At 70.1% G+C, this 24,195-nt stretch carries 24 protein-coding genes; 9 read left to right on the top strand and 15 right to left on the bottom strand.

The window, feature by feature from the left end:
* Positions 1–163 precede the first annotated feature (163 nt).
* The 4 genes from purT to E2493_RS13370 all read right to left on the bottom strand — a co-directional run bounded on the left by purT (position 164) and on the right by E2493_RS13370 (position 3,993).
* Positions 164–1,339: a formate-dependent phosphoribosylglycinamide formyltransferase gene (gene purT / locus E2493_RS13385; protein WP_135087604.1), complete on the bottom strand. Its 1,176-nt coding sequence runs from the start codon at positions 1,337–1,339 to the stop codon at positions 164–166.
* A complete protein-coding gene (locus E2493_RS13380) occupies positions 1,336–3,024 on the bottom strand; it encodes a M61 family metallopeptidase (protein WP_135087596.1) in 1,689 nt (562 codons plus the stop codon). The genes purT and E2493_RS13380 overlap by 4 nt, the downstream gene beginning before the upstream one ends.
* A gap of 82 nt (positions 3,025–3,106) precedes the next feature.
* A complete protein-coding gene (locus E2493_RS13375; RefSeq protein WP_135087594.1) occupies positions 3,107–3,580 on the bottom strand; it encodes an HAD family hydrolase in 474 nt (157 codons plus the stop codon).
* Complete coding sequence (locus E2493_RS13370) at positions 3,580–3,993, bottom strand: hypothetical protein (RefSeq protein WP_135087592.1); 414 nt, start codon at positions 3,991–3,993, stop codon at positions 3,580–3,582. The genes E2493_RS13375 and E2493_RS13370 overlap by 1 nt, the downstream gene beginning before the upstream one ends.
* Positions 3,994–4,064: 71 nt before the next feature.
* On the opposite strand from E2493_RS13370, the gene E2493_RS21275 reads away from it, so the two are divergent.
* Positions 4,065–4,220 (top strand): hypothetical protein, encoded by a 156-nt coding sequence (locus E2493_RS21275; protein ID WP_167737522.1) that lies wholly within the window; start codon positions 4,065–4,067, stop codon positions 4,218–4,220.
* A 27-nt stretch (positions 4,221–4,247) separates the two neighbouring features.
* Here E2493_RS21275 and glpD read toward each other — a convergent pair whose 3' ends face one another.
* Positions 4,248–5,681, bottom strand: coding sequence for a glycerol-3-phosphate dehydrogenase (glpD, locus tag E2493_RS13365; protein ID WP_135087590.1), 1,434 nt, complete (start codon positions 5,679–5,681; stop codon positions 4,248–4,250).
* Between the two features lie 55 nt (positions 5,682–5,736).
* On the opposite strand from glpD, the gene E2493_RS13360 reads away from it, so the two are divergent.
* Both E2493_RS13360 and wecB read left to right on the top strand, forming a co-directional pair.
* Entirely contained in the window at positions 5,737–7,197 is a 1,461-nt protein-coding gene (locus E2493_RS13360; protein ID WP_135087588.1) for an FGGY family carbohydrate kinase, read from the top strand.
* Positions 7,198–7,252: 55 nt separating this feature from the next.
* On the top strand, positions 7,253–8,455 hold the full coding sequence (wecB, locus tag E2493_RS13355; protein ID WP_135087586.1) for a non-hydrolyzing UDP-N-acetylglucosamine 2-epimerase: 1,203 nt from the start codon (positions 7,253–7,255) through the stop codon (positions 8,453–8,455).
* A 97-nt stretch (positions 8,456–8,552) separates the two neighbouring features.
* Here wecB and mmsB read toward each other — a convergent pair whose 3' ends face one another.
* The 7 genes from mmsB to E2493_RS13320 form a co-directional block, all read right to left on the bottom strand.
* Positions 8,553–9,521, bottom strand: coding sequence for a 3-hydroxyisobutyrate dehydrogenase (mmsB, locus tag E2493_RS13350; protein ID WP_318531697.1), 969 nt, complete (start codon positions 9,519–9,521; stop codon positions 8,553–8,555).
* Between the two features lie 94 nt (positions 9,522–9,615).
* Positions 9,616–10,392 (bottom strand): enoyl-CoA hydratase, encoded by a 777-nt coding sequence (locus E2493_RS13345; protein WP_135087582.1) that lies wholly within the window; start codon positions 10,390–10,392, stop codon positions 9,616–9,618.
* Positions 10,393–10,522: 130 nt separating this feature from the next.
* Positions 10,523–11,572 carry an enoyl-CoA hydratase/isomerase family protein gene (locus E2493_RS13340; RefSeq protein WP_135087580.1) on the bottom strand — a complete coding sequence of 350 codons (1,050 nt, stop codon included), beginning with the start codon at positions 11,570–11,572 and terminating at the stop codon, positions 10,523–10,525.
* Positions 11,573–11,731: 159 nt separating this feature from the next.
* Positions 11,732–12,877: an acyl-CoA dehydrogenase family protein gene (locus E2493_RS13335; protein WP_135087578.1), complete on the bottom strand. Its 1,146-nt coding sequence runs from the start codon at positions 12,875–12,877 to the stop codon at positions 11,732–11,734.
* Positions 12,874–13,818, bottom strand: a complete 945-nt coding sequence (locus tag E2493_RS13330; protein ID WP_135087576.1) for a polysaccharide deacetylase family protein — start codon at positions 13,816–13,818, stop codon at positions 12,874–12,876. Before E2493_RS13330 ends, E2493_RS13335 begins: the two co-directional genes overlap by 4 nt.
* Positions 13,815–14,348 carry a hypothetical protein gene (locus tag E2493_RS13325; RefSeq protein ID WP_135087574.1) on the bottom strand — a complete coding sequence of 178 codons (534 nt, stop codon included), beginning with the start codon at positions 14,346–14,348 and terminating at the stop codon, positions 13,815–13,817. Before E2493_RS13325 ends, E2493_RS13330 begins: the two co-directional genes overlap by 4 nt.
* An 80-nt stretch (positions 14,349–14,428) precedes the next feature.
* Complete coding sequence (locus tag E2493_RS13320) at positions 14,429–15,925, bottom strand: CoA-acylating methylmalonate-semialdehyde dehydrogenase (RefSeq protein ID WP_135087572.1); 1,497 nt, start codon at positions 15,923–15,925, stop codon at positions 14,429–14,431.
* 256 nt (positions 15,926–16,181) lie between these two features.
* Here E2493_RS13320 and E2493_RS13315 point away from each other — a divergent pair, with 256 nt between their 5' ends.
* Positions 16,182–17,189 carry a fumarylacetoacetate hydrolase family protein gene (locus tag E2493_RS13315; RefSeq protein WP_135087570.1) on the top strand — a complete coding sequence of 336 codons (1,008 nt, stop codon included), beginning with the start codon at positions 16,182–16,184 and terminating at the stop codon, positions 17,187–17,189.
* Between the two features lie 82 nt (positions 17,190–17,271).
* Here the strand turns inward: E2493_RS13315 and E2493_RS13310 are convergent, their stop codons facing one another.
* Complete coding sequence (locus tag E2493_RS13310; protein ID WP_225421461.1) at positions 17,272–18,099, bottom strand: class I SAM-dependent methyltransferase; 828 nt, start codon at positions 18,097–18,099, stop codon at positions 17,272–17,274.
* Between the two features lie 208 nt (positions 18,100–18,307).
* Between E2493_RS13310 and E2493_RS13305 the strand changes: the two genes are divergently transcribed.
* Complete coding sequence (locus E2493_RS13305) at positions 18,308–19,129, top strand: cysteine hydrolase family protein (RefSeq protein WP_135087568.1); 822 nt, start codon at positions 18,308–18,310, stop codon at positions 19,127–19,129.
* Between the two features lie 17 nt (positions 19,130–19,146).
* On the opposite strand, the gene E2493_RS13300 is transcribed toward E2493_RS13305, so the two are convergent.
* Complete coding sequence (locus E2493_RS13300) at positions 19,147–20,106, bottom strand: DUF5681 domain-containing protein (protein WP_135087566.1); 960 nt, start codon at positions 20,104–20,106, stop codon at positions 19,147–19,149.
* 723 nt (positions 20,107–20,829) lie between these two features.
* Here E2493_RS13300 and E2493_RS13295 point away from each other — a divergent pair.
* Entirely contained in the window at positions 20,830–21,096 is a 267-nt protein-coding gene (locus E2493_RS13295; RefSeq protein ID WP_135087564.1) for a hypothetical protein, read from the top strand.
* A 162-nt stretch (positions 21,097–21,258) separates the two neighbouring features.
* Positions 21,259–22,119: a hypothetical protein gene (locus E2493_RS13290; RefSeq protein WP_135087563.1), complete on the top strand. Its 861-nt coding sequence runs from the start codon at positions 21,259–21,261 to the stop codon at positions 22,117–22,119.
* Positions 22,120–22,282: 163 nt separating this feature from the next.
* On the opposite strand, the gene E2493_RS13285 is transcribed toward E2493_RS13290, so the two are convergent.
* Positions 22,283–22,957, bottom strand: a complete 675-nt coding sequence (locus tag E2493_RS13285) for a winged helix-turn-helix transcriptional regulator (RefSeq protein WP_318531696.1) — start codon at positions 22,955–22,957, stop codon at positions 22,283–22,285.
* 112 nt (positions 22,958–23,069) lie between these two features.
* Between E2493_RS13285 and E2493_RS13280 the strand changes: the two genes are divergently transcribed.
* A complete protein-coding gene (locus tag E2493_RS13280; protein ID WP_135087561.1) occupies positions 23,070–23,522 on the top strand; it encodes a DoxX family protein in 453 nt (150 codons plus the stop codon).
* A gap of 2 nt (positions 23,523–23,524) precedes the next feature.
* On the top strand, positions 23,525–24,187 hold the full coding sequence (locus tag E2493_RS13275) for a glutathione S-transferase family protein (RefSeq protein WP_135087559.1): 663 nt from the start codon (positions 23,525–23,527) through the stop codon (positions 24,185–24,187).
* Positions 24,188–24,195 lie beyond the last annotated feature (8 nt).

The following is a 24,195-nucleotide window of genomic DNA, read 5'->3' as shown; positions in this document are numbered from 1 at the left end:
CGCGCCGGGACGGCCCGCCGCGCGGCCGCCGCGAAGGCAAGCCGCCGCCCCGCCACGATCCCAGCGGCGGCAAGCCGGGCCCGCGCGGCCGGGGTCGTCCGGACCGCAAGCCACCTTCGCGGTAGGCGGCGGCCAGCTCAGCCGAGGCGGCCTCCATCCGCCTTCACTCGTAGACGATGCGCACCCTGTCCGCGACCTGTCGGGCAAGGGCTCGAGCGGTGTCGGCGTCGGGGGCCGTGGCGAGCCCCACGCCCATGCGGCGGAAGGGCCGGGTGACCGGCTTGGCGAAGATGCGGACGTCGACTTCCGCGCCGTCCGAACCGAGCGCCAGCGCATCGGCGACGCCCTCGTAGCGGAAGCGCTCGGCCTCGCGGTCGGCGAGGATCACGGCCGAGGCGGCGGCCGGGTGCGCCAGGCGCAGTGCCGGGATCGGCAGGCCGAGGATCGCGCGGGCATGGAGATCGAACTCCGAGAGATTCTGCGAGATCAGGGTGACCATGCCGGTGTCGTGCGGGCGCGGCGAGAGCTCGGAGAAGATCACCTCGTCGCCGGCGACGAAGAACTCGACACCGAACAGCCCGTAGCCGCCGAGATCGTCGACCACGGCGCGCGCCATCTCCTGCGCCGCGGCGAGGGCGGCGGCGGACATCGGCGTCGGCTGCCAGCTCTCCTGATAGTCGCCGCGCTCCTGGCGATGGCCGATCGGCGGGCAGAACAGGATCCCCTCCCGGGTTCGGACGGTGAGCAGGGTGATCTCGTAATCGAAGCGCACGAACTCCTCGACGATCACCCGGACACGGTCGCCGCGCATGCCGGCGACGGCATAGTCCCAGGCGGCGTGGAGACCTTCGCGGGTCTCGACCGTGCTCTGCCCCTTGCCCGAGGAGGACATGACCGGCTTCACCACGCACGGGAAACCGGTGTAAGCCGCGGCCTCCGCCGCCTCCTCGAAGCTCTCGGCGAAACGGTAGCGCGACGTCCGCAGCCCGAGCGTGCCGGCGGCGAGCTCACGGATGCTGTCGCGGTTCATCGTCATCTGGGTGGCGCGGGCGGACGGGACCACCACCGTTCCCTCCGCCTCGACCTCGGCGAGGATCTCGGTGCGGATCGCCTCCACTTCGGGAACGACGAAATCGGGGGCGTGGCGGGCGATCGCCTCGCGCAGCCGGTCGCCGTCGAGCATCGGGAAGGTTTCGGCCGCGTCGGCAACCTGCATCGCCGGCGCGCCGGCGTAGGAATCGCAGGCGATGACATAGGCGCCGAGCCGCTTTGCGGAGATAGCGAATTCCTTGCCGAGCTCGCCCGAGCCGAGAAGCAGGATGCGGGCCGTAAAGCTCATCGCGTCGCGCTCACGCCGCATGCCGGATCCGTCTCGCGGCCATCGAGCTCCAGACGCTGCACTTCGAACTCCTCTTTGCCTTGCGGGAGATAGCGCAGCACCCGCTCGCCGCCCGCGTCCGCGACCCGGTAGGCGATCTCGACGGCCGAGTCTCCGCTGTTCCTGTCCTCGCGGCCGACGAGGCGCATGCCGTCGCGCATCCCCGCCGCAAAGGCGGGGCCGAGCGGATCGACGCCGGTGATCAGCCCGTCGGCTTCGCGGGTCGCATCGGCGTCGTAGCCGCGCTCGAACGCGCGCCGCCGTTCGCTGACCAGGCGCGCGCAGCCGCCGAACAGGGTGTCGGGGAGGCGGAGCATCTCGCCGCGGCGGGCGTAGCGATCGATCAGCGGGGCGACGTCGATGCCGGTCCGGCCTTTCAGCACCTCGGCGAACAGACTGGTCGCCAGCGCGGAGCTGCCCTTGGCCACGTCGCGCTGGGCGCGGAGCACGGCGTCGAGGCTGTCGGCGCCTTGCGAGCGCGCGAAGATCTCCGCGTCCAGCATCGCGGCGAGGAGATGGCCGCGGTCGTAGCTCAGCTGGCGGACCGCCTCGTCCTCCCAGAAGCGCTCGACCACCTGCTCGGCGCTGGCGCTGCGGGCGGGCGAGGTGCCGTAGCGGAGCAAGGTCTCGTTCTTGTCCGCGACATAATCGGAGGCGCTCCACAGGCCGGCGCGCAGCAGCACCTTCGAGGCGAGATAGTCGGTGAAGCCCTCGCTGAACCAATAGTCGCTCGGCTGCTTCTCGACCGGCAGGGCGCCGAGCGCCAGCGGCACCCAGCTATGCATATATTCGTGGGCGAGAAAGCGCTTGGCGTGCTTCAGCTCGAACGCGCTGGTCGAGGCGATCGAGAAGGCGTCGGTCCGCCCGGTGCCGACGTAGAAGAGGCCGGAGGGGAGGTTGCCGATCGGCGCCATGGCGACGAGGAGCGGCGCGCTGCGATCGCCCCAGAAGGCGTTCTCCGCCTCGACGATCGGCGCGACGGTGTCGGCGAGCTGCTCCGGTGCGAAGGTCCAGCGGCCGATCGTCGCCAGGCGGAAGGGAGCGCCGCCGATGTCGCGCTCGACGACGTTCAGCCGCGTGCCGCCGATCGCGACGCTGTCGATCATGTTGGCGAGCTCGGTGCGCCTGCCGCGGAGATGGTCGAGATCGGAGGCGACCGTCCAGCCGCGCGGCAGCTTGCCCCAGCGGAAGCGGGCGGGACGCGCCTCGCGTCCCTCCGGATGCGCGAACACGCCTTCGCCGTGCCAGAAGAACCAGTCGGAGCGGACGATCGGCCGCGCCTTCCCGTAGGCGAAGCCGGGATCCTCCCGCCACGGCGAGACGACGAAGTAGCGGACACGCAGCCGCGCCCCCGGTCTATGACGGATGACCGGCTTGTCGTAGAAGCCGCCGAGGCTCGTCGCGCCGCGGATCTCGAGACCGACGATCTGCCGCCACAGCTCGGTGGAGCCCGCCCATTCGCTCGGCAGCTGAAGCAGGGTCTCGCCATCGGCGTCGCCGCGGAAGCGAAGATCGACCTGGAAGCTCTCGGTACCGTCGAACCAGAAGCCGGGCGTCACCCGATAATGCATGGTGCGCTGCTCGGGCGCCTTGGCGGCCGCGAGAAGGAGACCAGCGGCGAGGGCAAGACCAGGCTTCAGGCGCACGCGTCACTCCACGGATTCGCGTGTGATCCTATATCATCGGCGCGTCCGGGCAATCGCTCTCGAGGCGACCGGAGGACCGGACTCAGTCGAGCGGAAAGAACGCGCGAAGCGCGTCCAGCGTTGCCGGCACGTTCTTGTGGTGGATGAACACGCCGCCGGCCTCCTCCCACAGGGCGGCGTGGCGCCGCTGATCGTCGACCAGCACGTCGCCGGGCTTGGCGTGGGCGCGCTTGTCGCGGGCCAGGGTGGTGATGATCCGCGTGCCGGGGAAGTGATGCGCGGCCCAGCGCACCTTCTGGTCGGCCGCCCAATTGCCCCGGGGAATGCCGGTGAGGATGATCGGATCGAGATGACGGACCGCCTCGAACAGCTCGCTCGCGCCGTCGAGCAGCGGCAGGCCGAAATAGAAATCGGGCGCGGAGGCGAGCCTGGCCCAGAAGCGGCCCGGTCCGTGCCGCCGCTCGAACGCCTTGGGCGGCATCCCCAGGATCGCGGTCGCTCCCTTGTCGAAATCGGCGAGGACGCCGTCGCAATCCAGGAACAATTGACGTTTCATCAGGGGAAGCGGGCGGGGAGCAGGCGCACCGGCATGGGAAGGTCGAAGCTCTGCCAGCGCCGGCCCTTCAGCACGTCGTTCGATTCATTGGCCTCGCGGCCGTCGGCGAGCGACCAGGTGATGTGGTAGGTCCCTCCGTCCGGCCGATCCGTGCTTCCTGCGATCTGCACCACCATCGCCTCGACGCCCTGGCCGTCGTCGGCGCGGCCGACGATTTCGCCATGCGTCTCCTCGGGAAGCATGGCGTCGGCCGAGGCATGGGCGCGGAGCGTCACGTGATCGGCGACGACGACGGGATAACGCGGCGGGAATTGCTGGAGCAGCTCCATCCGCTGTTCTGGATCGAGCTTCCAGCCGATCACGGTGTCGCCGTGTCCGGCCTGATCGTGCGCCTGTCGTGCCGTGGGTGCCATGGCCGCGAAACGGCGTGCGCGCGGAGCGGGTTCCCCGATCGGGCGTTGGTCGACGGAGAAGGAGACAGGTGATGAGCCGCGAACCGAACGAAATCTCGCCCGACGACATGGCGACCCCCGATCTCCCGTCGGCCGATGGCGACATCGCTGCCGAAGGCGAGAAGAACCGCAAGGCGATGGACGACATTCCGGCGCACGGCACCGACCCGCTGCACGAAGGACCGTGATGCAATTCCTCTCTCGACCGAGCGGATTCACTTGAACCAGCGTTCGACCGCCTCCTTCTCGGCTTCGGTGAGATCGAGACCGAGCTTGGTGCGGCGCCAGAGCACGTCCTCGGCGGTGCGGGCGAACTCCTTGTCCCGGAGGTAGCGAAGCTCCGCCTCGTGGAGTCCGCCGCCGAAATCCGCGCCGAGCCCGCGCAGCGACGTCGCGTCTCCGACGATGTCGCGCAGCCGCGTGCCGTAGGCGTTGGACAGGCGGGCGAGCAGGGGCTGCGGCATCCAGCCGGCGATCCCGCGCAGCCAGTCGAGGAAGTGCGGCGAGAGGTCGCCGCCGGGCAGCGCCAGGCTGTCGGTCGCGCGCCGCCCGTCGACGCCGAGCCGGTCGAGCGCCTGGGCGGCGAGCGCGCGGGCGGTGGTGATCTTGCCGCCGTAGACGGAAAGCAGCTTCGGCCCCGGTTCGGGATCGAGATCGAGGTGATAGTCGCGGGTGACGGCGCTGGCGAGCGGCGCGCCGTCGTCGTGCAGCGCCCGGACGCCCGAATAGCGCCAGACCACGTCGCCCGGGCAGACTTGCCGGACAAAGTAGCGATCGGCGGCCTCGCAAAGATAACGGATCTCCTCGCCGTCGATCCGCGCGTCGCCGGGATGGTCGATGGGAATGTCGGTGGTGCCGATCAGGGTAAAGCGGCCGCGGAAGGGCAGGGCGAACACCATCCTCCGGTCCGGCTGCTGGAGAATATAGCCATGGTCGCCCGGCCAGAGCGCGGGCACGACGATATGGCTGCCCTTGACCAGGCGGACGCGGCTGCGCTCGGCGACGCCGAGCCGGCCGAGCGTCTCCGCCACCCAGGGGCCGGCGGCGTTGACGATCGCGCCGGCAGCGACGCTGCGGCCGCCGGAGAGCTCCGCGCGCCATGTCTCGCCGTCGCGGCGGGCGGCGAGCAATTCGGTACGGGTCGCGATCGTGGCGCCGCGCTCGGCGGCATCGAGCGCGTTCAGCACCACCAGCCGCGAATCGTCGACCCAGGCGTCCCAGTAGGACAGGAGGGAGGCAGGCCGCGCCAGAGGCGCGCGCAGCGCCGCGTCGCGCGCGCCGACCCGGCGCGAGCGGGGCAGGCTGCCGCGCAGGGCGAGCAGATCGTAGAGCAGCAGCCCGGCGCGCAGCATCCAGCGCGGCCGCATCCCGGGCGCGTGGGGCAGAGCGAAGCGCAGCGGGCGGACGATGTGCGGCGCGGTGCGCAGCAGGATCTCGCGCTCGGCCAGCGCCTCGCGGACGAGACGGAGCTCGCCATGCTCGAGATAGCGCAGGCCGCCGTGGATCAGCTTGGACGACGCAGACGAGGTGTGGCCGGCGAGATCGTCCCTTTCGATCAGCAGCGCGCGCGCGCCGCGGATCGCCGCGTCGCGGGCGATCGCCGCGCCGTTGATGCCGCCGCCGATGATCAGAAGGTCGTAGCTCTCCATCGCCGTCTTGCAGGCTAGAGGCCGAAGCCGCCATAGTCGACCCAAAGGAGGGGGGATGGGCGACGATCTGCTCGTCATTGACGAGGGCACGACGAGCAGCCGGGCGATGCTGTTCGGCGTCGACGGGCGCTGCCGCGGCACCGCGCAGCGCGACCTCACCCAGCATCATCCGGCGCCCGGGCTGGTCGAGCACGACGCCGAGGAGATCTGGCGGGCGAGCCTCGCCTGCGCTCGGGAGGTGCTGCGCGGCGCCGACGGTCGGGTCGCGGCGCTCGGCATCTCGAACCAGCGCGAGACGATCGTGTTCTGGAGCCGGACGAGCGGCCGTGCGCTGGCGCCGGCGATCGTCTGGCAGGACCGGCGTACCGCCGATCTGTGCGAGGCGCTGCGCGAGCAGGGGCGCGAGCCGCTCGTCCAGGCGCGGACCGGGCTGCTGCTCGATCCCTATTTCAGCGCCTCGAAGATCGCCTGGGCGCTGGCTCATTGGCCGCAGCTGCGCGCGGCGGGCGACGACCTCTGTATCGGCACCGTCGAGAGCTGGCTGGTGTTCCGACTGACCGGCGGCCTCCACGTCTCGGATGCGACCAATGCCTCGCGCACCGCGCTGATGGACATCCACCGCGGCGGCTGGGACGAGGAATTGCTCGACCTCTGGGGCGTGCCGCGCCGGGCGCTGCCGGAGATCGTCGATTGCGCCGGCAGCCTCGGCACGACGCTGCCCGAGCATCTTGGCACACCCATCCCTATCGCGGGCCTCGCCGGCGACCAGCAGGCGGCGGCGATCGGCCAGGCGTGCCTCGCGCCCGGCGACAGCAAGGCAACGTTCGGCACCGGCGCCTTCATTCTCACCCACACCGGCGGCGAGGCGCCGCTCAGCCGCCACCGATTGCTCACCACCATCGCCTGGCAGCTCGGCGGCGTGCGCCGCTATGCGCTCGAGGGCTCGGTGTTCGTCGCCGGCAGCCTGGTCCAGTGGCTGCGCGACAGTCTGGGCCTGCTCAGCTGCGCCAGCGAGAGCGAGAGCCTGGCGCGCTCGGTGCCCGACAATGGCGGCGTCTATCTGGTCCCGGCGCTCTCGGGCCTTGGCGCGCCTTATTGGCAGCCGTCGGCGCGGGCGGCGCTCTCCGGCCTGAGCTTCTCCAGCGGCCGCGCCCATGTCGCACGCGCCGCTCTGGAGGCGATGGCGCACCAGGCGCACGATCTGATGACCGCCTTCGCCGGCGACGGCGCCGCCTGGCAATGCCTGAAGATCGACGGCGGCATGGTCGCCAACGACTGGATCGCCCAGGATCTCGCCGACATGCTCGCCCTTCCGGTCGAGCGGCCGCTGTTCGTCGAGACCACGGCGCTCGGCGCGGCGATGCTGGCCGGGGTCGGCTGCGGCCTGTTCGCCTCGCTCGACGAAGCGGCGGCGATGCGCGGCGCCGTCGAGGGCTTCGCGCCGGCGATGGCGGCGGAGGTCCGCGATGCACGCCTGGCCGGCTGGGCCGACGCCGTGAAGCGGGTGCTGGGCTAAAGGGCGGGGCCGCGGGCCCAACCCTATCTTTACCCTTTGGCGCTAGCTCCGGGCCATGGTCCAGCGCATCCATCTCGTCGCCGCCGCGCGGCCCAATTTCATGAAGGTCGCGCCGCTCTGGCACGCGCTCGCCGCCGCCCCGGATTTCGCGCCGGTGCTGATCCACACCGGCCAGCATTACGACGTGAACATGTCGGACGCCTTCTTCGCCGATCTGAAGCTGCCGGAGCCCGACCACCATCTCGGCATCGGCTCGGGCAGCCATGCCGAGCAGACCGGCGGCGTGATGATCTCTTATGAGAAAGTGGCGCGCGCCGATCGGCCCGACTGGCTGATCGTCGTCGGCGACGTCAACCCGACCGCCGCCTGCGCAATGGTCGCGGCCAAGGAAGGCTTTCCGTCGATCCATCTCGAGGCGGGGCTGCGCAGCCGCGATCGAGCGATGCCGGAAGAGATCAACCGCCTGGTCACCGACGCGATCGCCGACGTGCTGTGGACGCCGTCGCCCGACGCCGACGACAATCTGCGCGCCGAAGGGGTGGAGCCGGGCCGGATCACCCGGGTCGGCAACATCATGCTCGACAGCTTCGAGCTGGTCCGGCCGGCGATCGAGAGCGCCGACCTGCCGGCCGAGATCGGGCTTGCGCGCGGCCGCTACGGCGTGGTGACGCTGCACCGTCCGTCGAACGTCGACACGCCGGCCCAGCTGATCCGGCTGGTCGACGCCCTGATCGAGGTGCAGCGCGAGCTCGCCCTGGTCTTCCCGGTGCACCCGCGCACCGCCAAGAAGCTCGCCGAGAACGGCCTCGACACCAGGCTCGCCCGCGCCGGCGTGACGCTGATCGCGCCGCAGCCCTACGTCCGCTTCATGAGCCTCGTCACCGGCGCCGCGGCGGCGATCACCGACAGCGGCGGCGTGCAGGAGGAGACGACCTATCTCGGCATCCCCTGCCTGACCCTGCGCGAGAATACCGAGCGGCCGGTGACGATCACCGACGGCACCAACCGGCTGGTCACCCCGGAAACATTGAGCGTGGCGCTGCACCAGGCGCTCTCGACGCCGCGCGAAGTGCGGCCGCGGCCGGAGCTCTGGGACGGCGACACCGCCGCCCGCTGCCTCGCCGACCTGCGCCGCCGCAGCGGCCCGGTGCTCCTGCCCGCGGCAAAGGTGAGTGCGGCCGAGCGGGCAGCGGCGCTGTCGCGCGGCCACGGCGAGGAGCGGCGCAGGATGGGCGTGAGCTACCGGCGCGGCGGGTAACTCGTCACCCCGGCGAAAGCCGGGGTCTAATAGGGTGAAAGGCGCCGGGGCCCTTCCGACCTGAGATCCCGGCCTTCGCCGGGATGACGAAACAGGTTCAGCCCTTCAGCGTCGTGATCGGCGGCGTACCCGTCGTGGCGGTTCCTTCCGGCGCGTGCCAGCTGTCGTCGAGCATCTTGATGATCGCGGAGAAATCCTTGCCGCCGCCGCCGAGGCTCTCGGCGAAGCGGGTGTAGAGCTCCTCGGCATGGGCGCCCATCGGCGTGTAGGCGTCGACGCTCTCGGCCGCCTCCATCGCCAGGCGCAGGTCCTTCAGCATCAGCGCTGCGGCGAAGCCGCCTTCATAGCCGCGGTCGGCCGGGGTCTGCGGGCCGACGCCGGGCAGGGGGCAATAGGTCGTCATCGACCAGCATTGGCCCGAGGCCTTGGAGGCGATGTCGAAGAAGGTCTGCGGGTCGAGGCCGAGCCTCTGGGCCATCACGAAGGTCTCGCAGGTCGCGACCATCGAGGCGCCGAGCAGCATGTTGTTGCAGATCTTGGCGGCTTGGCCGGCGCCGGCGCCGCCGGCATGGATCACCGCCTTGCCCATTTGCTCGAGGAAGGGGCGGGCGCGCTCGAACGCGTCGTCCGTGCCGCCGACCATGAAGGTCAGGGTGCCGCCCTCGGCCGCTGCGATGCCGCCCGAGACTGGCGCGTCGACCATCTGGTAGCCTTTGGCTTCGGCCTTGCCGATCTCCTCGCGGGCGGTGGCGACGTCGATCGTCGAGCAGTCGATCAGGATGGCGGACGAGGGCGCGGTGCCGATCACGCTCGCCTCATAGACCTGGCGGACGTGCTTGCCGGCGGGCAGCATGGTGACCACCGCCTCGGCATTCGCCACCGCCTCGGCGGCCGAGCCGGCGCGGGTGCAGCCGTTGGCCTCCGCCTTGGCGAGCGCCGCCTCGGCGAGATCGAAGGCGACGACCTCGTGCCCCGCTTTCGCCAGGTTCGCGGCCATGCCGCCGCCCATGTTGCCGAGACCGATGAATGCGATGCGTGCCATGATTAGATCCTCTTCAACATCCACGTCATCCCGGCGAAAGCCGGGATCTCGGCTCGGAAAGGCGCCTTCGCTTTTCACCCGACGAGACCCCGGCCTGCGCCGGGGTGACGTTTATTTCTTACCGCCCCGTCCACTCAGCCTTACGCTTGTCGACGAAGGCGGCCATGCCTTCCTTCTGGTCCTCGGTGCCGAACAGGCCGTGGAACAGCCGGCGCTCGAACAGAATGCCCTGGGCGAGGCCGGTCTCGAAGGCGGCGTTGACCATCTCCTTGTTGGCGATCGCGGCGAGCGGGGCCATGGAAGCGATCGTCGCGGCGGTCTTCAGCGCCTCGTCGAGCAGCTCGGCGGCCGGCACGACGCGGGCGACCAGGCCGGCGCGCTCTGCTTCCGCGGCGCCCATCATCCGGCCGGTCAGGCACATTTCCATCGCCTTCGCCTTGCCGATCGCATGGGTGAGCCGCTGCGAGCCGCCCATTCCGGGAGTGACGCCGAGCTTGATCTCGGGCTGGCCGAACTGGGCGTTGTCGGCAGCGATGATGAAATCCGCCATCATCGCCACCTCGCAGCCGCCGCCGAGCGCATAGCCGGCGACCGCGGCGATCCACGGCTTGCGGGTGGCGGTGACCCGCTCCCAGCCGGCGAAGAAGTTCGACGCGTACATGCGCGCGAAGCCCTGGTCCTGCATCTCCTTGATGTCGGCGCCGGCGGCGAAGGCCTTTTCGCTGCCGGTGAGCACCGCGCAATGCTGGCCGTCGTCGGCGTCGAAGGCGGCGAAGGCCTCGATCAGCTCGCCCAGCACCTGGCTGTTCAGCGCGTTCAGCGCCTTCGGACGGTTGAGCGTGATCAGGGTGACGGCCCCGCGCGGCTCGACCAGGATGGTTTGATATCCAGACATCACGCTTCCCTGTCTCCGTCATCCCGGCGAAGGCCGGGATCTCGTGGTGATATAAGCGCCGCGTTCTTCACCCGACGAGATCCCGGCTTTCGCCGGGATGACGGGCTATATTACGCGGCGCCGGCGCCGGTCACAGCGCCAGCGGCGTCCATTCCTCGCCTTCCGGCATCGGGGCGAAGATCTGGTCGATCAGATGGTCCGACACGCCTTCCGGCGTCGCCGGGCTCCAGCGCGGCGCATTGTCCTTGTCGATCAGCAGGGCGCGGACGCCCTCGACGAAATCATTGCGCTGCACGACCCGCGCGGCGACCGCATATTCCTGGCGCATCTCATGGGCGAAATCCTGCACCCGGGCGCCGTCGTAGAGCAGGCGCAGCGAGACCTTGCAGGCCTGGGGGCTCTTGGTGCGGAGGGTGGCGAGCTGCGCTTGCGCCCATTCGGAGCCGTCGGCCTCGAGCGCGGCGAGAATCTCCTCATAGTCCTCGGAGGCGAACAGCCGGTCGATCGCCTCGCGGTTCGCCTCGATCCTGGCCTCGGGGGCGGGGAGGCTCGCCTGGCAGAGGATCGCCTCGATCCCTTGCGGATCGGCGGCGATCCGCGCCTTGACCTCGGCGAGCGACGCAGCGGGGAGGTAATGGGTGGCGAGGCCGAGCGCGAGGCACTCGGCGCCGTCGAGCCGCGCGCCGGTCAGCGCGAGATACTGGCCGATCCGGCCGGGCAGGCGCGAGAGGTACCAGCCGCCGCCGACGTCGGGGAAGAGGCCGATCGAGGTCTCTGGCATGGCGAAGCGGGTGTTCTCGGTCGCGATCCGGTAGCGCGCCGGCTGGGAGATGCCGACGCCGCCGCCCATCGTGATCCCGTCCATGAAGGCGATGGTCGGCTTCATGAAGCTGAAGAGAAGGTGGTTGAGGCGATATTCCTCGTGGAAGAAGGCGCGCGCCTGGGCGCCGTCGCTCTCGCCGCTCTTCGCCAGCATGACGACGTCGCCGCCGGCGCAGAAGCCGCGCCCCTCGGCATGGTCGATGATCACCGCCTCGATCGCGGCATCCTCGCGCCAGTCGAGCAGGGCCGCGATCATCGCGCTGCACATGTCCCTGGTGAGGGCATGGATCGCCTTCGGGCGGCTGAGCCGGATGCGGCCGATCGCGCCTTCGGTGAGGGTGAGGACGTCTTCAGTCATCAACTACAGAACCTCTATCGTTCATTCCTCCCCGAGCTCGGCTCGGGGAGGGGGACCGCGCGGAGCGCGGTGGAGGGGTAGGTCGGCGCGTGGCACAAGCATACCCCTCCACCAGCCTTCGGCTGGTCCCCCTCCCCCAGCAAGCTGGGGGAGGATAGGTCACTGGCGCAGCATGTCGCGGCCGACGATCATCCGCATCACCTGGTTGGTGCCCTCGAGGATCGAGTGCACGCGGAGGTCGCGCCAGAAGCGCTCGATCGGATAGTCCATCAGATAGCCGTAGCCGCCGTGGAGCTGGAGGGCGCGGTCGACGACCGACGAGCCGGTGTCGGTGGCGAGGCGCTTGGCCATGGCGGCGAACCGCGTCTTGTCCGGCGCGTTCTCGGTGACCTTCACCGCCGCGGCGTAGAGCAGCATGCGGGCGGCCTGGAGCTCGGTCTCCATGTCGGCGAGGGTGAACTGGGTCGCCTGGAAATCGGCGATCGCCTGGCCGAACTGCTTGCGCTCCTTGGTGTAATTGACCGCCTCGTCGAGGCAGCGCTGGGCGCCGCCCAGGGAGCAGGCGCCGATGTTGAGCCGGCCGCCGTCGAGGCCCATCATCGCGATGCGGAAACCCTCGCCCTCGCCGCCGACGAGGTTCTCGGCGGGCACGCGGACCTCGTCGAAATTGACCTGGGCGGTCGGCTGCGAATGCCAGCCGAGCTTGCGCTCCTGCGCGCCGAAGCTGACGCCGGGCATGTCCTTCTCGATCACCAGGCAGGAGATGCCCTTGGGACCCTCCTGGCCGGTGCGGACCATGGTCACGTAGACCTCGTTCTCGCCGCCGCCGGAGATGAACGCCTTCGAGCCGGAGACGACGTAGTGATCGCCGTCCTTCACCGCCTTGGTCTTGAGCGCGGCGGCGTCGGAGCCCGAGCTCGGCTCGGTCAGGCAATAGGAGCCCATCCGATCCATGGTGACCATCGAGGGCAGATACTTGGCCTTGACCGCATCGCCGCCGAAGCGGTCGATCATCCAGCTCGCCATATTGTGGATCGAGATGAAGGCGGAGGTGGAGGGATCGCCATAGGCCATCGCCTCCATGATCAGCGCCGCCTCGAGCCGTCCGAGGCCGATGCCGCCGCTCTCCTCGGACACGTAGATCGAGCCGAAGCCGAGCTCGGCCGCGGCGCGGATCGTGTCGCGCGGGAAGATGTGCTTCTCGTCCCATTCGGCGGCGTGCGGGGTGATCGCGTCCGCGGTGAACTGGCGCGCCATCTCCTGGATCTGGCGCTGCTCGTCGGTGAGATCGAACTGGTTGGTCATGGGCGTTCCTTGAGGACTCGTTCGGCGAACAATGCGTCGAGGATCTTGGTGTCGTTGCGCGCGTACCAGCGCGGCGCGGGCAGGCCCTTCTCCCAGGCGAGCGCCTCGGTCAATGTCCCCTGGGCCGAGGGCGTGTCGGGAAACGCCTTGCGCAGCCGGTCGCGATAGGCCTCGTCGGCGGTGACGATCTCCCAGCCCTTGGTGCGCAGAGCGGCGACGAGATCGTCGATCCACAGCGCGGCGAGATCGGTCTCGTGGAGGAGGATGACATGGGCGGGCGAGCGGCCGAGGGTCTTCCGCGCGATCGCGTCGAACGCTTCGGCGGCGCCGACCTGGGTCTCGACATAGAGGTCGCGCAAGGCGTCCATGTCGATCGCCTTGCCGGCGCGGGCGGCCTCGATCGCGCGCGCCTCGAGGTGCCAGTCGGCGCCGTCGACGGTGACATAGCCGTTGCGGAGGCCGCGCGCCTTCAGGCCGGCGCGCAGCGCGTCGCGCTTCGCCTTGTCGGGCCCGCCCTCGTTGAGGAAGGGGAATCGGAACCAGGGGCGGTTGCCCTCGCGGCCGTTCAGCCAGGCCGCGGCGCGATCGATGTCGGCGAGATAGACGTCCGGGTCGGTCGACTGGAGGCGCGGGTGGGAGAAGCTGTGGTTGGCGAGGACGTGGCCGGCGGCGACATAAGCGTCGAGCCGGTCCTCGCCGCCTTCACCGAACGGCTGGGCGAGATTGCCCGGGTTCACGAAGAAGGCGGCCTGCTTCACTCCGGCGCGCTTCAGCGCCGCGATCAGCTTCACGCTGCGCTGGTCGGGGGTGAGGAACGCGCCGGGCGAACGGGGGGCGTCGTCGAAGGTGAAGGCGATGCGCTTCTGCGCCGCCGCCGGCGTGGCCGCGAGGGCGAGGAGGAGGAGGACGGCAACAAGTCGGGTGATGGCTTCTCGTATCATTTCTCTATCGATTCCTCGCCGAACAGCATGTCCCAACCATAATTGAAGGCGCGGTCGCAGCCGGTGGCTTCCTTCTGGCGCGTCCGCACGCGCTCGAGGATGCTGGACGCGCGTCCCTTCTTCAGCGCCTCACCGCTGATCCATACCCTGGGAACTTCCTCGCCATCGGAAAATTCGGTCGCTGCGAACAGCAGGTAGGCGGGCTCCCCATCGCGCCGAGTGCGGGCAAACGTGCGGCCGCTCTCGTCCTGGAACAGATCCGGTCGTTTGAGCGGAGCCCAGCTGTCGCCTTCCTTGACCACGAACTTGCCGTGCGGTCCAACGATGCGCACCGCGCCCCAGTGGATGCCGAGATAGTCGAGATAGGCAGTCTCTCCGGGTAGCACCTCGACCATCGTGTTCCCCACACAGACCCGCGCGGGGCCTTTGGTGGCGAACTCCTCCGTCGTTCCCAGCACTCCGTCGTTCACCGTCCGCGGCGGGTCGGCGGCCTGGAGAAGCAGGAGAGGGAGAAGGTGGAGCAGGTTCAAGAGCGTCTCCAGAATCCAGGTCCTCCCCGCGGAGCGGGGAGGATCTAATCAACCCTCCCCGCGGAGCGGGGAGGATCTAATCAACCCATTGTCGGGATGACGAAGGCGTTCTCGCCGCTCGGCGAGCCGTCGGGCCAGCGCTGGGTGACGGTCTTGGTCTTGGTCCAGAAGCGGACGCCTTCCATGCCGTGCTGGTTGATGTCGCCGAAGGCCGAGCGCTTCCAGCCGCCGAAGGTGTGATAGGCGACCGGCACCGGGATCGGCACGTTGATGCCGACCATGCCGACGTTGACCCGGGCGGCGAACTCGCGGGCGGCGTGGCCGTTGCGGGTGAAGATCGCGACGCCGTTGCCGTACTGATGGTCGGAGGGCAGGCGGACCGCCTCCTCGAAGCTGTCGGCGCGGACGATCTGCAGGACGGGACCGAAGATCTCCTCCTGATAGCTCTGGAAGTGCGGCTGGACCCGGTCGAACAGGGTCGGGCCGATGAAGAAGCCGTTCTCGTGGCCCTGGAGGGTGAAGCCGCGGCCGTCGACGACCAGTTCGCCGCCCTCGTCGACGCACATCTGAATGTAATTCTCGATCCGCTGTTTGTGGGCGGCGTTGACCACCGGCCCGTAATGCGCTTCGGCATCGGTCGACACGCCGACCCGGAGCCTGTCGATCGCCGGAATGAGCTTCTCGCGCAAAGCCTCGGCAGTCTTCTCGCCGACCGGCACGACGACGGGGAGCGCCATGCAGCGCTCGCCGGCCGAGCCGAAGGCGGCGCCGGTCAAATCGTTGACGACCTGGTCGAGATCGGCGTCGGGCATGACGATGCCGTGGTTCTTGGCGCCGCCCATCGCCTGGACGCGCTTTCCGGCGGCGACGCCGCGCCGGTAGACGTAATGGGCGATGTCGCTCGAGCCGACGAAGCTCACCGCCTTGATCTCCGGATGGTCGAGGATCGCGTCGACCATCTCCTTGTCGCCCTGGACGACCTGGAGGATGCCGTCGGGCAGGCCCGCCTCCTTCATCAGTTCGGCGAGGCGGACGGGGACCGAAGGATCGCGCTCGGACGGCTTGAGGATGAAGGCGTTGCCGCAGGCGATGGCGACTCCGAACATCCACATCGGGATCATCGCCGGGACGTTGAACGGGGTGATGCCGGCGACGATGCCGAGCGGCTGGCGCATCGAGAAGACGTCGATACCGGGGCCGGCGCCCTGGGTATATTCGCCCTTCAGCGCGTGCGGGATGCCGCAGGCGAACTCGATCACCTCGAGGCCGCGCTGCACGTCGCCCTTCGAATCGGCGATCACCTTGCCGTGCTCGGACGAGAGCAGCAGGGCGAGCTCGTCGATGTTCTTCTCGACCAGCTCCTTGAACTTGAACATCACCCGGGCGCGGCGCTGCGGGTTGGTCGCGATCCAGCCGGGGAGGGCGGCATTGGCGGCGTCGACCGCGCGCTGGAGATCGGCCTCGCCGCCGAGGCGCACCCGCGCCTGGACGTCGCCGTTGTTGGGATCGAAGACGTCGCTGTGCCGCTCGCCGGAGGCGAAGGCGCCGCCGCCGATGAAATGATCGATGTTCCGCATGGCATCCTCTGCTGCGTGTTCTGTTGTTGTCCGAGCCCCTAGACCTGACGGCGGCGAAATGCCAGTTGCCGAGGCACAACATTGGTCGGACCTGCACGTCACTTCAGCCGTCATTCCCGCCAAGGCGGGAATCCAGGGCGGCCTCGGTGACCGATCCAAAAGCCTCCTGGATCCCCGCATTCGCGGGGATGACGGAAAGAGGAGGGTCGGGCGGCACAGGGACGGCGGAAGAAAGAACATGAGGAGAGACGGCGGCATGAAGCTCGGGACCCTGAATGGAGGCCGCGACGGCCGGCTGGTGGTGGTGAGCGAGGACCTCGCCTGGTGCGCGGACGCGGGCCACATCGCGCCGACCCTGCAGGCGGCGCTCGACGACTGGGCGGAGGCGCGGCCGGCGCTCGAGCTGCTCGCCACCGACCTCGCCCACGAGGTGATCCCGATGATGCGCTTCCACGAGCGCAATGCGCTGGCGCCGCTGCCGCGCGCCTATCAATGGGCCGACGGATCGGCCTATGTGAACCACGTCCAATTGGTCCGCCAGGCGCGCGGCGCCGAGATGCCGGAGAGCTTCTGGACCGATCCCCTGATGTACCAGGGCGCGAGCGACGAGATGCTGCCGCCGCGCGCCGACATCCCGCTGCCGGACGAGGACTGGGGCTGCGACCTCGAGGCCGAGGTGGTGGTGGTCGTGGGCGACGTGCCGCGCGGCGCGACCCGCGAGCAGGCGCTCGAGAAGATCGTCCTAGTCGGGCTGGTCAACGACGTGTCGCTGCGCAACCTGATCCCGGCCGAGCTCGCCAAGGGCTTCGGCTTCCTCCAGTCGAAGCCGGCCTCGGCTTTGTCGCCGGTGTTCGTGACCCCGGACAGCCTCGGCGGGCGGTGGCGGGACGGCAAGCTGCACGGCGCGCTGAAGGTCGACCTCAACGGCAATCCGTTCGGCCGCGCCGACGCCGGCACCGACATGACCTTCGACTTCGGGACACTGGTCGCCCACCTCGCCAGGACCCGCAATCTCGCCGCCGGCACGATCGTCGGCTCGGGCACCGTCTCCAACCGCGGCGAGGACGGCGGCCCCGGCAAACCGATCGCCCAGGGCGGCGTCGGCTATTCGTGCATCGCCGAGGTCCGGACGGTCGAGACGATCCTCGACGGCAGAGCCGAGACCCCGTTCCTGCGCCACGGCGACACCGTCCGGATCTGGATGGACGACGACCATGGCCACCCGATCTTCGGCGTCATCGAGCAGAAGGTGGTGCCGGCCTGAGCGGCTGGGCGCCGTCGGCGGGCCCCGCCGCCTGTTAATGCAGGTGGAATGCAGGTGAGATCCGCTGCGGCCGGACCCCCGGTCAGCGTCGCTGCACCGTCACCTTGAGGAAGGTGGCGGGGATCTCGGTGCCGCCGTCGGTCGCGCGGTTCTGCGCCTCGAACAGCGCGAGCAGCTCGGCATGGAGCGCGTCCTCGCGCCCGTCCTTCGCCGCGGCGGCGTAGGCGTTCATGGTCGGGCCGTAGAAGTTGCGGAAGATGTCGAGCAGCGCCGACGGCGGGCCGGGGATGCGGAACACCCACTCGGCGCGCGCGAACGCGATGTCGGCGGGCGGAATGCCGGCGGCGGCAAAGCGCTCGCGGACCTGCGCCTCTTCTCCCCAGGTGACCGGGCTGATGAAGCCGGCGGGCGGCGGCGGAGCGAAAGCAGCGCTGACCTTGAGGATCTGCGCGACCAGGGTCGGATCGCCCGGGATCCAGTTGCCCATGACGATACGGCCGCCCGGCCGCGTCACCCGCACCATCTCGCGCGCCACGTCGTGCGGGCGCGGGGCGAACATCGCGCCGAACAGGCTGACGACGAGATCGAACCGGCCGTCCTCGATCCCGCCGAGGTCGCAGGCGTCGCCCTGCTCGAAAGCGAGGTTCGACAGGCCGGCGGCGCGGGCGCGCGCATTGCCGGCGGCGACCAGATTCGCCGCGATGTCGACGCCGAGCACCTCGCCTCCGCGCCGGGCGGCGGGGAGGGCGGTGGTGCCGTCGCCGCAGCCGAGATCGAGCACGGCCATGCCGGGGCGGATGCCGAGCGTTTCGACGAAGGCCTCGCCGCTGTCGCGCATGGTCTCGGCGATGCGGGTGAAATCGCCTTTCTCCCACAGGGCTCGGTTCGGATTGGTGACGGGCATGTCCATGTTCGCGCTCCTCGGGTGCGGTCGGCGGAAAGAGGGCGAGGGTCTGGCGGAGCCCTGTGCCGGTTCGATGGCTTTGAACGCGGAAAAGGGTGTCGATTGTGACGGCAGGAGCCGACGATGCGACCGGCGCTGCGCCGAGCGGCGCAGCGGGGGGAGCCTCGACGCAGCAATCGCGTTGGGCGCGGACGGACACATGCTGGAGACATGAATGCCCTCCCAACACCGGACGATCTACGCAAGCACCGAAGACGGCGGCATCCAGCTCGCCGCCGGCTCGGACCGCTGGCACCTCCACGACGATTACGTCCACCTGGCGCCGCATCATCCGCAGGGGCGGCTGGTGCGCTTCGAGGCCGAGCTCAAGCCGTTCGTGGACAGCCTCGATCGCGGCGCCCTGGTCGTCATCGACATGCAGAACGATTTCTGCGCCCCGGGCGGCTGGACCGAGCGGTCGGGGCTCGACTACCGGCGCTGCCGGGCGGCGATCCCCGGCGTGAAGCGCGCGATCGAGGCGGCGCGGCGCCACGGCATGTGGGTGGTCTGGGTCTATTGGCACAACCGGCCCGACCTCCGGAACCTCGGCGCCCCGACCCTCTATTCGTTCAAGCACGCGCCCGATCAGGCCGGCATCGGCGAGAATCTGGAGCACGGCCCGGTGCTGACCCAGGGCTCGTGGGGCGGCGCGATCGTCGACGAGCTCAAGCCGCTGATCGACGAGGACGACGTCCATATCGAGAAGGTGCGGATGAGCGGCTTCTACGGCACGCATCTCGACCAGGTGCTGCGCACCCAGGGGATCAACACTCTGTATCTGGCCGGGGTCAACATAGATCAATGCGTGACCACGACGATGGAGGACGCCTACTTCCGCGACTATAACGCGGTGCTGCTGACCGACGCCTGCGCGACGTCGAGCCCCGATTTCTGCCAGCAGGCGGTCGAGTTCAACGCCAAGAATTGCTGGGGCTTCGCCACCACCACCGAACATTTCGCCAGCCCGCGGCCGCACGGAGCGCAGGCCGGCGGCTGAACGGCCGGAACGCGCCGTCAGCCGCATGCCGGAAGGCGGGTGACCGGTTCGTCCGCCCCGATCGGCGCGGTGCGCCCGCCGGGCGGCGGTGGGCGGCAGCGGACATAACCCCGGGCGGACACCGGGCAGACGCACAAGACCGGCCGGAGGTGCAGCGCCGCGGTCGAAGCGGGCAGCACGCGCCCGGCTTCGCCTCCACAGGACCGGGCTGCCGGCCGCGCCGAACAGGCCCTTCGACCCGGCTCAGAACAGGCGAAATACAGGCGCTGCGCGGTGGCCCGGGGCGCGAGCCCGCGCGGCAGGGTCACGATCCCGTGGTTCGCCTCGCCAGGACGATCGGGAGGCGCCGCCGCCTCGGGCCGGCCCCCGGTTTCGCTCTTCGCGTCCTTCGTGCGGTCGCGCGACGATCGTGAGACCCGCGCCGCCTGCGCCGGCGCGTCCGGAACGGGCGGGGGCGCGCCTGCGGAAACAGGTGAAATACAGGCGCCGCCTTTGCCGGGATCGGGATCGGGCGGCATGGCGAGCCGGTCCTCGTACCGGGATGATGGCTTCGGCGGCGGCGCGGCGGCCGGGGCTTCGCCGCGGGCGGCGGCGAGGAGCTTCAGATGGGCGGTGAGCAGGCGCATCACCTGCTGCGCTTCGCGCGGGCTGATGTCGCCGGAGGCGACGGCGGCGATCAGGGCGGTGCTCGCCTCGCACACGTCCGCGGCGCAGGCGACCGGCGGCAGGTCGATCTCGACCGCCGCCTCGCGCGGGCGTGGCAGCAGGCGGGTGAAGCAGGCGCGCAGCGCGGCGCCGTCGCCGGCGAGCGCGCGGTCGACCATTGCCCGGACGATCGCCGCGCTCTCCGCCTCGTCGATCAACTCGGCGAGCCGCGACGCGCGGTTGCGCGATCTGAGCGGCCGCCCGGCCGGATTGCCGCTGCGGCCGGGCGGGAAGCGTCCGGTGTCGGAGCGAATTGCGGACATCTCGGTCATGATGGCCTCCACGGGAGGCTGCCTAGTCTTCCGACTTCTATCGAGCAGCCATGTTCCTGCTTCGTTCTAGCACATTGTCGCGATTTTCGCAAGTAGCGAATAGCGTCCGCTTCAAAGGCCGTCGCCCGGGTCTCTCCTTCTAAGGCAGGGGAATCTACAGGTGGCGGCACGGGAGAGGGAGGGCGCGGGCGCCTCGCATCGCTCGGGACCGTCCGGCCTCCGCCTCTCGTGAAAGCGCCGAGTCGCACAGCAAACGTCCGTGTCGCGGGCGTGCGCTCCGTTTCACGTCCTGGCGATCTTCGCGGTTTCCGCGCGAAACGGCGGCGGCGGCGTAGCGAAGGCGGCGGCGCGGCTTCGGGTCTGATTTCTACACGACGTCACGAAAGGTCACGAAGGCACGACGGGGTGCGCTTGCCGCCGACGGCGGGGGTGCACGGCGAGCGTCCGTGCCGCGGGTGGAGGCCCGTTTCACGCGAAGGTTACGAAGAAGAAAGAAGATCGCCAAGCGGAGCTTTTTCCCGCCCGTTGTGCTTGCGCAATCGGTCGGTTTGATGCCGCTTCGCGGTCCCGGCGACCGTCCCGGTTTTCGCGTGAAACGGCGGCCACCCGGCGCAGAGGCTGGATTGTTCACACACGCCTGTCCCAGGCGTCGCCGCAGGAGGAGTCTTCGAGGGGCCGGGAACCTTTCGCGGCGCTCGCCATCAAAGGGCCGAGGAGGCGGCGATGGGTGGAGAAGCGGAGAGCGGGCGTGTGATGCAGCCGAGCGGCTGGGCGCGGCGGGAGCCGGTGCTGATTCACTGCCTGCGCGACGCCGTCCTGCCGACGCGCGCCGAGCTCGACCGCCTCGGCGCGCGAATCTGGGAAGAGGTGCACGGCGGGCGCGCCGGCGCTTGGACCGAAGTGCCGCGCAGCTCCGCCGCTTATCTCAGGGCGATGCGGCTCGCCGCCGCCGCGCTCGGCGGCTCGGAGCGGCGGGACGCGGGGCGCTGAACCGCGGAAGGTGGTGCCGCCGCGCGGGACTTTGCGCCGCATATCTTCGCCGGGACACCGGTCAAGTCCATCGCCAGTCGCGCGCGCCATCCGCCATCCGCGCAAAGCTTGCTGGCTGCCGCGCGGCCGCGTAGCATCGCCGGTGCAAGGCGTGGAGTCGCTATGCCAAGTGACCTGCACTTCCTGATCCGCAATGCCCTGACCGGGATCGTCTTCCTGATCTGCTGCATCGCCGGCACGGTGATCTATCTCGCCATGGCGAGTTCTTGCACGTTGCTGTGCATCGTCTCGGCGCCCGCGCCGCCGCGCGATGTCGAGATCTTCCGGCAACTTCTCGCCAGGGCCGGTGACGCGAGCTGGCTGGCGATCGGCATCTCGCCGATCATCGGCGTGGTCGTCCAGGGGCTGGTGCTGACCTCGCGGCGCACCGCCTACGAGACCGCCAGCCGCGAGAAGGGCGCGCATTTCGACGATTATGCGCGGCTGATCGTCGGCGATCACATCAGGAAGACGATGAAGGACAAGCAGAGGACGTTGCAATTCCACAGCGGCACCAAGGAATTCTCCTCGGTGTTCGAACCGGTGCGCGACGACGATTCCCTGTTCGTCTGGGCCTATTACAGCAATGCCCCGCCGCACCTGATCGAATGGGCGCGGCGGCGGCGCAGCTACGGCTACATCGGGGTCAACTGGCTGGCGGCGAGCGTGCTCGGCCTGGCGACCGGCATGCTGCTGTTCCCGATCCTCACCGCCTCGGCCGCGATCCAGATCCTGCTGTTCACCCTCGCCGTCGCCTTGCTGTTCGCGATCGCGCTGAAGATGGCGAAGGAGATGAAGCGCGACGCCTGCCGGATGGAGCTGATGTGGGCCTATGCCTTCATCCACAAGGACGTGACCGAGGAGCTGGCGGTGCGGACCGGCGGCGCCTTCGCCGCGGCCGGGCCCGGGCCGGCGGCTGCGACCACGCCAGCGCCGGCGGCGAGGCCGAGGGGGTTGTGGCGGCTGTTCACGCGGCGGGGGTGAGCGGCGCCGGAACAGCGCAGGTGGGTCCGGCAAGCTTGGGAAGCAGAAAGCAAGTGCCACCCCCAGCCCTTCCAGCAAGGGCTGGAGGGGAGCCGGGTCGTGCAGGCCGGATAGAGGGCTGACAGATTGATCCGATCCGTGGTGACGGCGGCCTCGACGCCCGTCAGCCGATCTTCGGGGGCAAGGCGAAGAGGGCGATGACGCGGCGGGCGAGGTTGCGGTCGCCGGTGATGCGGACGCCGGCCTGCTCGGCCTCGTCGAGCGGCTGCTTGCCGTAGAACAGGCGCAGCAGGGGCAGGGCGATCTCGGCTTCGAAATGGAGCTCACCCGAGGTCTCCCCCGGCTCGGCGCGGCGGACCGGCAGCTCGCCGCCGCGCAGCGCGGCGAGGAAGCTCTCGCCGGCGAGGGTGAAGCCGATTTCGAGATCGAGGCCGCTCGCCGCGGCGGCCTCCCGGTCGATCATCGTGCGCAGCGAGAGCATGAAGCTGACCGGCGACAGCGGCAGCTGGGGGTTGTGCGCCGGGGAGCGCGCCGCCCAGCGGCCGAGCTCGCGGATCGCCGGCTCGGCCGAATAGCCCCATTCGGTGAGCTCGTAGAGCTGGACCGCGGCCGGCGGCGGCAGCCTGCGCCGGGTCACCAGCCCGGCCTCCTCCAGCCCGGCGAGACGCTCGGTCAGCACCTTGGCCGAGAGGCCGGGGAGAGCGGCGCGCAGGTCGGAGAAGCGGCGGCCGCCGAGCATCAGCTCGCGCAGGATCAGCATCGACCAGCGCTCGCCGACCAGCTCCATCGCAAAGGCGGTTCCGCAGGCGTCGCCATACCATTTGCCGTGCGCGATCAACGCGTAGTTTCCTTTGGTAACTTCACAGTTGCATTAGGTAACTATCTGCGGCACGAAAGGCAAGGGACGAGTCGGCGTGCGGTGCGCGGCCGGCCGGAAGAGGAGAGGAATCATGGCGACGAGATCCGCAACTCCGGCCGGGCCGGGCCCGATCGCGGCGGATCGCCGCCCAGGCGCGACGGCCTCCGTCCGGACCGGGCGCATCCTCTCCGCGCTGTTCGCCTTGTTCATGCTCGGCGCCTCGATCGCGCCGAAGCTGATGGGCATGCCAGTCGCCGGCGAGACGCTCGAGGCGCTGGGCTGGCCGGCCCGCCACGCGCTGGCCATCGGCCTGCTCGAGCTCGCCTTGCTGGCGCTCTACCTGTTTCCGCGCACCAGCCTGCTCGGCGCGGTGCTGATGACCGCGCTGCTCGGGGGCGCGATCGCGGCCCACGTCCGCGCCGGCAGCCCGCTGCTCAGCCACACATTGTTCGGGATCTATCTCGCCCTGTTCATGTGGGGCGGCCTGTGGCTGCGCAGCCCGGCCCTTCGGGCGCTCTTCCCGATCGTTCGAGAGAGGAACTGACCATGATGATCGACAAGGATGCGACCATCGAGATCACCGCGTTCGACTGGGTGCCCGATTTCGCCCGCGGCTACGTCCGCGACCTCCGCCCGCGCTGGGCCTGCGAGGAGCTGGGCCTCGGCTATCGCGAGCGGCTGATCAGCGCGGTCCGCCGGCCGGAATGGTATTTCGGCGAGCAGCCCTGGGGGCAGGTGCCGCATCTGCGCGACGGCGACATCCATTTGTTCGAGAGCGGCGCGACCCTGGTCCATCTCGCCGAGCGGGCCGGCCGGCTGCTGCCCGCCGGCGGCCAGGGCCGCGCCGACGTGCTGAGCTGGCTGTTCGCGGCGTTCAACAGCGTCGAGCCGCTGCTGATGGAGCTCGGTACCGTCACCCTGTTCGCCGCCGGCGAGGCGTGGGCCGAGGCGCGCAAGCCCGGATTGCTGACGGCGATCGGCCAGAAGCTCGACCGGCTCGAGGCGGCGCTGGGCGAACGGGACTGGATCGCCGGCGACTTCTCGATCGCCGACATCGCGATGGTCTCGGCGCTGCGCGGCGGCGGGCCCGAGCTGCTCGCCGGCCACGCGCGGCTCGCCGCCTATCGCGATCGCGGGACGGCGCGGCCGGCCTTCCAGGCCGCGCTGGCGGCGCAGCTCGCCGCGCTCGACATCGGCGAGGCCGCCTGACCAGGCCG

The sequence above is a fragment of the Sphingomonas parva (ex Maeng et al. 2020) genome, from assembly GCF_004564275.1.
Lineage (GTDB): Bacteria > Pseudomonadota > Alphaproteobacteria > Sphingomonadales > Sphingomonadaceae > Allosphingosinicella > Allosphingosinicella parva.
The sequence above is the reverse complement of the archived record's forward strand: the minus strand, read 5'-3'. Positions and strand labels throughout refer to the sequence as shown.

Bases quoted from the DNA above. Each gene is read 5' to 3' on its own strand.
- E2493_RS13295 (WP_135087564.1), top strand. From the start codon at position 20,830: ATGGGTGGAGAAGCGGAGAGCGGGCGTGTGATGCAGCCGAGCGGCTGG.
- E2493_RS13360 (WP_135087588.1), top strand. From the start codon at position 5,737: ATGGGCGACGATCTGCTCGTCATTGACGAGGGCACGACGAGCAGCCGG.
- E2493_RS13305 (WP_135087568.1), top strand. From the start codon at position 18,308: ATGCCCTCCCAACACCGGACGATCTACGCAAGCACCGAAGACGGCGGC.
- E2493_RS13335 (WP_135087578.1), bottom strand. From the start codon at position 12,877: ATGACCAACCAGTTCGATCTCACCGACGAGCAGCGCCAGATCCAGGAG.
- E2493_RS13275 (WP_135087559.1), top strand. From the start codon at position 23,525: ATGATGATCGACAAGGATGCGACCATCGAGATCACCGCGTTCGACTGG.
- glpD (WP_135087590.1), bottom strand. From the start codon at position 5,681: ATGGAGAGCTACGACCTTCTGATCATCGGCGGCGGCATCAACGGCGCG.
- E2493_RS13375 (WP_135087594.1), bottom strand. From the start codon at position 3,580: ATGAAACGTCAATTGTTCCTGGATTGCGACGGCGTCCTCGCCGATTTC.
- E2493_RS13340 (WP_135087580.1), bottom strand. From the start codon at position 11,572: ATGACTGAAGACGTCCTCACCCTCACCGAAGGCGCGATCGGCCGCATC.
- E2493_RS13300 (WP_135087566.1), bottom strand. From the start codon at position 20,106: ATGACCGAGATGTCCGCAATTCGCTCCGACACCGGACGCTTCCCGCCC.
- E2493_RS13290 (WP_135087563.1), top strand. From the start codon at position 21,259: ATGCCAAGTGACCTGCACTTCCTGATCCGCAATGCCCTGACCGGGATC.
- E2493_RS13315 (WP_135087570.1), top strand. From the start codon at position 16,182: ATGAAGCTCGGGACCCTGAATGGAGGCCGCGACGGCCGGCTGGTGGTG.
- E2493_RS13310 (WP_225421461.1), bottom strand. From the start codon at position 18,099: ATGGACATGCCCGTCACCAATCCGAACCGAGCCCTGTGGGAGAAAGGC.
- E2493_RS13345 (WP_135087582.1), bottom strand. From the start codon at position 10,392: ATGTCTGGATATCAAACCATCCTGGTCGAGCCGCGCGGGGCCGTCACC.
- E2493_RS13330 (WP_135087576.1), bottom strand. From the start codon at position 13,818: ATGATACGAGAAGCCATCACCCGACTTGTTGCCGTCCTCCTCCTCCTC.
- E2493_RS13320 (WP_135087572.1), bottom strand. From the start codon at position 15,925: ATGCGGAACATCGATCATTTCATCGGCGGCGGCGCCTTCGCCTCCGGC.
- E2493_RS13280 (WP_135087561.1), top strand. From the start codon at position 23,070: ATGGCGACGAGATCCGCAACTCCGGCCGGGCCGGGCCCGATCGCGGCG.
- purT (WP_135087604.1), bottom strand. From the start codon at position 1,339: ATGAGCTTTACGGCCCGCATCCTGCTTCTCGGCTCGGGCGAGCTCGGC.
- E2493_RS13370 (WP_135087592.1), bottom strand. From the start codon at position 3,993: ATGGCACCCACGGCACGACAGGCGCACGATCAGGCCGGACACGGCGAC.
- E2493_RS21275 (WP_167737522.1), top strand. From the start codon at position 4,065: ATGAGCCGCGAACCGAACGAAATCTCGCCCGACGACATGGCGACCCCC.
- wecB (WP_135087586.1), top strand. From the start codon at position 7,253: ATGGTCCAGCGCATCCATCTCGTCGCCGCCGCGCGGCCCAATTTCATG.